Source organism: Streptomyces luteolifulvus (assembly GCF_008806595.1).
Lineage (GTDB): Bacteria > Actinomycetota > Actinomycetes > Streptomycetales > Streptomycetaceae > Streptomyces > Streptomyces luteolifulvus.
On record NZ_VZRB01000016.1, the window covers coordinates 184,855 to 191,571 of the forward strand.

The 6,717-nt window shown below is 68.5% G+C and carries 8 protein-coding genes and 2 rRNA genes; 1 reads left to right on the forward strand and 9 read right to left on the reverse strand.

Annotated elements, in window-relative coordinates:
- Positions 1-11 precede the first annotated feature (11 nt).
- The 6 genes from F7R91_RS23260 to F7R91_RS23290 form a co-directional block, all read right to left on the reverse strand.
- Complete coding sequence (locus F7R91_RS23260; protein ID WP_150951036.1) at positions 12-1,073, reverse strand: NAD-dependent epimerase/dehydratase family protein; 1,062 nt, start codon at positions 1,071-1,073, stop codon at positions 12-14.
- Between the two features lie 245 nt (positions 1,074-1,318).
- Positions 1,319-1,417 (reverse strand): 30S ribosomal protein bS22, encoded by a 99-nt coding sequence (locus F7R91_RS23265; RefSeq protein ID WP_003948845.1) that lies wholly within the window; start codon positions 1,415-1,417, stop codon positions 1,319-1,321.
- A 157-nt stretch (positions 1,418-1,574) separates the two neighbouring features.
- Complete coding sequence (locus F7R91_RS23270; RefSeq protein WP_004984898.1) at positions 1,575-1,787, reverse strand: helix-turn-helix domain-containing protein; 213 nt, start codon at positions 1,785-1,787, stop codon at positions 1,575-1,577.
- A 129-nt stretch (positions 1,788-1,916) separates the two neighbouring features.
- Positions 1,917-2,732 carry a phosphatase gene (locus F7R91_RS23275; RefSeq protein WP_150951037.1) on the reverse strand — a complete coding sequence of 272 codons (816 nt, stop codon included), beginning with the start codon at positions 2,730-2,732 and terminating at the stop codon, positions 1,917-1,919.
- A 200-nt stretch (positions 2,733-2,932) separates the two neighbouring features.
- Positions 2,933-4,105 (reverse strand): acetoin utilization protein AcuC, encoded by a 1,173-nt coding sequence (locus F7R91_RS23285; RefSeq protein ID WP_150951038.1) that lies wholly within the window; start codon positions 4,103-4,105, stop codon positions 2,933-2,935.
- Positions 4,056-5,276 (reverse strand): MFS transporter, encoded by a 1,221-nt coding sequence (locus tag F7R91_RS23290; protein WP_150951039.1) that lies wholly within the window; start codon positions 5,274-5,276, stop codon positions 4,056-4,058. Before F7R91_RS23290 ends, F7R91_RS23285 begins: the two co-directional genes overlap by 50 nt.
- A gap of 220 nt (positions 5,277-5,496) precedes the next feature.
- Between F7R91_RS23290 and F7R91_RS44295 the strand changes: the two genes are divergently transcribed.
- Positions 5,497-5,679 carry a hypothetical protein gene (locus tag F7R91_RS44295; RefSeq protein WP_408056056.1) on the forward strand — a complete coding sequence of 61 codons (183 nt, stop codon included), beginning with the start codon at positions 5,497-5,499 and terminating at the stop codon, positions 5,677-5,679.
- Positions 5,680-5,733: 54 nt separating this feature from the next.
- Here F7R91_RS44295 and F7R91_RS23300 read toward each other — a convergent pair whose 3' ends face one another.
- The 3 genes from F7R91_RS23300 to F7R91_RS23310 all read right to left on the reverse strand — a co-directional run.
- The gene (locus F7R91_RS23300; protein WP_150951040.1) at positions 5,734-6,378 is read right to left on the reverse strand and encodes an HAD family hydrolase; all 645 of its coding nucleotides are present in this window, start codon (positions 6,376-6,378) and stop codon (positions 5,734-5,736) included.
- Between the two features lie 71 nt (positions 6,379-6,449).
- Positions 6,450-6,566, reverse strand: a 5S ribosomal RNA gene (rrf, locus tag F7R91_RS23305).
- Positions 6,567-6,633: 67 nt separating this feature from the next.
- A 23S ribosomal RNA gene (locus tag F7R91_RS23310) occupies positions 6,634-6,717 on the reverse strand; the annotation flags it as partial.

A 6,717-nucleotide genomic window follows, 5' to 3' on the forward strand; every position in this document is an offset into this window, starting at 1 on the left:
TGATGCGCTCCTCAGTTGGCGCTCTGCGTCGGGGGGTGGCCGCCGCCCGGGAAGGGCAGCGCGGCGATCCGGTCGACGGCCCCGGCCACGGCCTCGGGCGGCAGGAGTCCGGGGCCGCGGCTGTGCGCGAAGTCCGCGAAGGTCTCCGGCGTTGTGTACTTCGGCGAGAACCCGAGCGTCTCGCGCATCTGGTCCGTCGCCACGACCCGGCCATTCGTCAGCAGCCGGATCTGCTCGGGCGAGAAGTCCGTCATACCCAGCGTACGCACCAGCGAGCCGGCCCAGGTGACCGCGGGAAGCAGCAGCGGCACGGTGGGGCGGCCCAGCCGCCTGGAGCACTGGGAGAGCAGCAGGACGCCGTCACCGGCGATGTTGAACGTGCCGCTGTTGAGCGTGCCGCGCTCCGGTTCGTGCGAGGCGATCCTCAGCACCTCGATCACATCGTCCTCGTGCACGAACTGCAGCCGAGGGTCGTAGCCGAACACGGTCGGCAGGACGGGCAGCGAGAAGTACGAGGCGAGCGGGGTGTCCGCCGTCGGGCCGAGGATGTTGGCGAACCGCAGCACGCACACGGCGACATCGGGCCGCCGGCGCGCGAACCCGCGGACGTATCCCTCGACCTCCACGGTGTCCTTGGCGAAGCCGCCGCTGGGCAGGGACTTGGGCGGGGTCGTCTCGGTGAAGACGGCGGGGTCACGGGGCGCGGACCCGTACACGTTCGTACTGGACTTCACCACCAGCCGCTTGACGGCCGGGGACTTCTGACAGGCCCCGAGCAGCTGCATGGTGCCGATGACGTTGGTCTCCTTGACCGTGGTCCGGCTGCCGCTGCCCAGCGCGGTTCCGGTCACGTCCATGTGGACGACCGTGTCGGCGGCCGTCTCGGCGAGCACCCGTGCGATCGTGGGCTGCCGGATGTCGGCCTGGATGAAGTCGGCGCCGCCCAGGTGATGCTCGGGCGGAACCGCGTCCACGGCGACGACCCGGTCCACCTGCGGGTCACGCTGGATGCGTCGTACGAACCGGCCCCCCAGCCTGCGGGCCACTCCGGTCACGAGCACGACCTTGCCCAAGATCAGCGCCTTCCTTCCAGCCCATCAGGAGTTCGTAGCCTGCCGCGTTCCCCGTGTACCGCCAACTTAGCCGGTCGATGTTGCGCTGTGATGACCACCCGCTGCACGAAGTGACGACATTCAGCCCCCGACATATGCGGCCCGAACGCGGCCCGGACAGCAACCGCGGACAGCGGCCCGGATATGCGTGTGGCCCCCCACCCGACTTCGGAGGGGGGCCACAGAACACGCTCCTGCTGCGTCGCCTACTTCTTGTTGCGACGCTGAACGCGCGTGCGCTTGAGCAGCTTGCGGTGCTTCTTCTTCGCCATCCGCTTGCGCCGCTTCTTGATAACAGAGCCCACGACTACCCTCGCTCACTTCTCATCACTCGGTGTTTGGGCGCCATGGGCCCACACGACCTACGAGGGGCTAGCCTACCCGCCCGAGCGCCCGAGGTCGTAATCGAGGGCGACGGGGGAGACCCGGAACTGCCCTGAGGGCCTCCCCGACCCGCCGTTGTCAGGCAGTTTCCACCCCCACATAGCTCTCGCGGAGGTATTCGTGAACCGCCTGCTCCGGGACACGGAACGAGCGGCCCACCCGAATCGCGGGCAGATGACCGCTGTGCACCAGCCGGTACACGGTCATCTTCGACACTCGCATCACCGAGGCGACCTCCGCCACGGTAAGGAACTGAACCTCGTTCAGAGGCCTCTCGCCAGCTGCAGCCATGACACACCTGAACCTTCCGCACTCGACGGCCACCGGCTTCCCCTTCCGGTGACTCTTCGTCGCTGCGTGCTCACTCCCCAATGTAGGGGCGGGTGATGCAAGTGGGGAAGAGGTGCACCCATCGGCGGCCTACTGTGACAGACACGCTCGATTGAGTACGTAGCGGGTCAGCGGCAGGTAGTAATCAGACCGCACGCCGTCATCGAGTGGAACGACCACGGACACGCGCCCCTCGGCCTCCCCCACGAACAGGGCGGGGTCGTCGGTATCGGCGAGCCCGATCGCCTCGAACCCCAGCTGACCTGCCCCGCAGACCCAGCCATGATCCCCGATCACCAGCTCGGGCAACGGGCCGCCGGCCTCGGCGGCCGCGGCCAGCACGGTGCGAACCGGGAGCGGCGAGTGCGAGTGCGCGCCGGTCGCACAACCGGGGCCAGGCGGTCCGGGCGGCCGCACGAGCGCGACTCCTCGTACGTACTCGAGGTTGTACGTACGTAGACCGAACCGGGTCGTTATGTCGACACAGCGACCCTGCGCCGGGGTGAGGACGGTACATCCCGCCGCCGACAACGCGTCCGCGAGGGCGGCGTAGAAACCGAGCAGCCGGTCGGGGTGCCCGGTGCCCAGGAGCACCGGTGCACGCCGCTCCGCCGCCGCACCCAGCCGGTCCGCGAAGGCATCGAGCGCGGCCATGGTCCGGCCCGGGTCAATCACATCCTGCCCGGAGACGCATCGAGGATCGGCCGAAACACCACACCTGTCCGCCATCAAACCGATCAAATCCGGCTGCCGCCATGTCCGTTCGGGATCGATTCCGATCAGTACGCGCGGGTCCCGAGCAGCGAACAACCGATAACTCCGCAGACTCGCCTCCCGGGAGGTCGCCACGTTCCCGGCAATCCGGGCGGCCACGAGATACGCACGCAGCACCGAGGAACTCAACACGTGAGCGATGGTGACGGACCGGAGGCGAGGAGGTGAGGGAACCCGGGGAAGACCGCACAGTTGGCGTAACGCCTGGCCTACTCAGCCCGTCCGGCGTTTGAGGACGAGGCCGTTCAGGCCGAAAGGGGGGTCTGGGGGCGCAGCCCCGGGGAGGGGACTTGTAAGGGCGGCGGGGCGATAACCCAAGGCCTCAGCCCCGCCTACGCCAACAGCCCCCGCAACGGAAACACCGCCCGCCGAACGGCCAGCACCGCCTGATCCAACCGATCCGCAGGGTCGTACCCGTCCTCCCACGACGCCCAGGACACCGGCCACCGCCCATCAGTCATCCGCAGCGGCGCCAACTGCCGCGTACGAGCAAATACTTCCTGCCGCCAACTCTCAGGAATCACCGTCTCCGGCCCCACCGCCCGCCCCGCCGCAATCCCCACCAGATGCGTCCAGGACCGCGGCACCACCTCCACCACCGCGTATCCACCCCCGCCCAGCGCCACCCACTTCCCGTCGGCGTACTCGTGCGCCAGGTCATGACACGCCACCTGCACAGCCCGCTGCGCATCCAGCGAAACAGCAAGATGCGCAAGCGGATCCTCGAAGTGCGTATCGGCCCCGTGCTGAGTCACCAGCACCTGCGGCCGAAACTCCGCAATCAGCTCCGGCACCACGGCGTGAAACGCCCGCAACCACCCCGCGTCCCCGGTCCCCGCGGGCAGCGCCACATTCACCGCGCTCCCCTCCGCCGCGTCCCCGCCCGTCTCCTCCGGCCACCCGGTCTGTGGAAACAACGTCCGCGGATGCTCGTGCAGCGAGATCGTCAGCACCCGCGGGTCCTCCCAGAACGCCGCCTGCACACCGTCCCCGTGATGCACATCGACGTCGATGTACGCGACCCGCTCCGCCCCCAGCTCCAGCAGCCGCGCGATGGCCAGCGACGCGTCGTTGTAGATGCAGAACCCCGACGCACCCCCGGGCATCGCATGATGCAGCCCGCCCGCGAAGTTCACCGCGTGCAGCGCCTCTCCCCGCCACACGGCCTCCGCCGCGCCCACCGACTGCCCGGCGATCAGCGCGGACACCTCGTGCATCCCGGCGAACGCCGGATCGTCCATGGTGCCCAGCCCGTAGGACGTGTCGGCCGACCCCGGATCCGCCGAGGCCGCCTTCACGGCCGCGATGTAGTCCTCCCGGTGGACGAGCCGCAGCGTCGAGTCCCCGGCCGGCTTGGCCGAGACGACCTCCACCTCCCGGTCCAGCCCGAAGGCGTCGACGAGCCCCCTGGTCAGGGCGAGCCGGACCGGATCCATCGGATGGTCCGGACCGAAGTCATAGCCCGTTACTGCCTGGTCCCACATCAGCTGTGCGCGGCCGCTCATGCCCGACACCGTATCGGTCCGGTTGAGCGGCGAACGACCGGGCGTACACGAGCGTCACCAGCACCAACACCATCGGCACCAGCATGGCCCCGCGATAGCTCCACGCGTCCCCGAGCGCCCCGACGAGCGGCGACCCGATCAGGAAGCCCACGTAGTTGAAGACGTTGAGCCGCGCGACGGCCGTGTCGGACGCCCCGGGGAACAGCCGCCCCGCCGCCGCGAAGGTCTGCGGCACCAGCACACACAGCCCGAGCCCCAGCAGCGTGAACCCGAGCATCCCGACCCATGCCCCGGGCGCCCCGGCCACCACGGCGAACCCGAGCGCCGCGACCAGCGCCCCCAGCCGTACGACCGCCACGGCCCCGAACCGCCGTACCCCCAGGTCCCCGATCGCCCGCCCCAGCAGCGTGGTCACCATGTACACGTTGTACGGCACCGTCGCCAGCTGTTCCGAACTCCCCAGCACGTCCTGGAGATACTTCGCGCTCCAGTTGGAGACCGTCGAGTCCCCGATGTACGCGAAGGTCATCACCAGACAGAGCGGCAGCAGCAGCTTGAAGACGACCGGCCGGGCCTCGCCGCCTTCGCGGTCCGCGTCCTTGACGGCGCCGGCGTCCCCGTCGACGTACCACCGACTGCCCACAAGTACGGCCGGCAGCAACACCGCCACGACCGGCAGATACGACACCCACAGCGGCAGATGCCAGTGCGCCCCCGCCCACGCGAGCGAGGCCCCGGCGATCCCTCCCAGGCTGTACACCGCATGGAAGCCGAGCATGATGCTGCGCCCGTACGACCGCTGCAGACTCACGCCGAGCATGTTCATCGAGGCGTCGAGCGCACCCACGGCCAGCCCGAACACGCCAAGCGCGACGGCCAGTTCGGCCATCGCGTCCCCCGACCCGACCCCGAGCAGCGCCAGGAGCACAACGGGCTGGGACCAGCGCAGCAGCCGGCTGGGCCGTATGCGCTTGACCAGATGCTCGGTCGTGACGCTGCCGACCCCCGCGAGGATCGGCACGGCGGCCAGGAAGACGGGCAGCAGCGCATCGGAGACGCCGTACCGGTCCTGAATGGCCGGAATCCGCGTCACGAGGAGGGCAAAGGCGACGCCCTGAGCGAAGAAGCTGAACGCCAAGGAGGCCCTACCGCGCCGCAGCAGTTCTGTCATGGCGGCGAGCGTAGGGCCCCGTACTACCCGTGGGTAGATCCAGCCAAAGATGAATTTCCCTCAACTTCCCTCGTCACTCGGCGAGAGCGACCGCGGGGACGGCGGAGACGGCGGCCGGTCCGGCGACAGCCTTCTTGGCACCTTTGCCGTTCACTTCCGCGGCGAGCATGCCCGCCATGGGGCCTGCGGCGAGGGCACCGCTGACGAAGAAGTCAGGGCCATGGACACGATCATGATCACGGAGCCGAGCCACACCATCGTCCCGACGGGCAGCGTGTACGCCCCCACAACGCGCACCACACACTCCCCCAGCAGCACCACGCCCCACACGAGGGAGAAGACCCGCTCGGCCCGACGGAAGGCCGGGGACCCCTCCTGCAGCCGCACCCAGGCGGCCGGGTGAGCAGCAGCCCGACGGCATTCACGAACGATCGTCCGGACCTCGGCATGACAAATGTCAGACCAGCAGGTCAGCCAACTCCCCCATGTCGAAGAAGAGTTGACCGGCACCCGCGAGCCTGTCGGCGGGCGTCATGGCGGTGAACCCGAACACGTCCATCCCGGCCGCGACGGCCGCCCGCACCCCCAGCGGACTGTCCTCGACCACGGCACACTTCGCCGGCTCGACCCTCATGCACCGGGCGGCGTGCAGAAACAGATCGGGGGCCGGCTTCCCCCGTCCGACGTCCTGTGAACTGAAGACCCGCGAGTCGTCGAACCACCGGTCCAGCCCGGTCTTGCGATGCCCGACCCGGATCCGCTCATGACTCCCGGAAGACGCCACGCAGTACGGCACCCCGCCCGCCGCCAGCTTCTCCAGCACACCGACAGCCCCGGGCACCGGCTCCAACTCCCGCTCGAAGGCGGCGAACACCCGCCGGTGGAAGACGTCGTCGAAGTCATCGGGGAGCCGCTGCCCGGTCCGCTCCAGGACCAGCTCATGAATCCGATGCATCGCGGACCCCATGTAGTCACGGATGGAGTCCTCGTACGAGGTCGGGTGCCCGAGCTCGGTCAGATAGCCGGCCAGCAGCCGGTTGGAGATCGGCTCACTGTCGACGAGAACGCCGTCGTTGTCGAAGATGATCAGGTCGTAGCGCATGCATCGACCCTAAACGAGCCCGGAACGCAGAAAACCCCGCACCGGAAAGGTGCGGGGTTTTCCCAAAGATTGTTCGGCGGCGTCCTACTCTCCCACAGGGTCCCCCCTGCAGTACCATCGGCGCTGTAAGGCTTAGCTTCCGGGTTCGGAATGTAACCGGGCGTTTCCCTCACGCTATAACCACCGAAACACTATGAAACACGAACCGGAAAAACGGTCGTTGCCTCAGAACAAACACAGTGGACGCGAGCAACTGAGGACAAGCCCTCGGCCTATTAGTACCAGTCAGCTTCACCGGTTGCCCGGCTTCCACATCTGGCCTATCAACCCAGTCGTCTA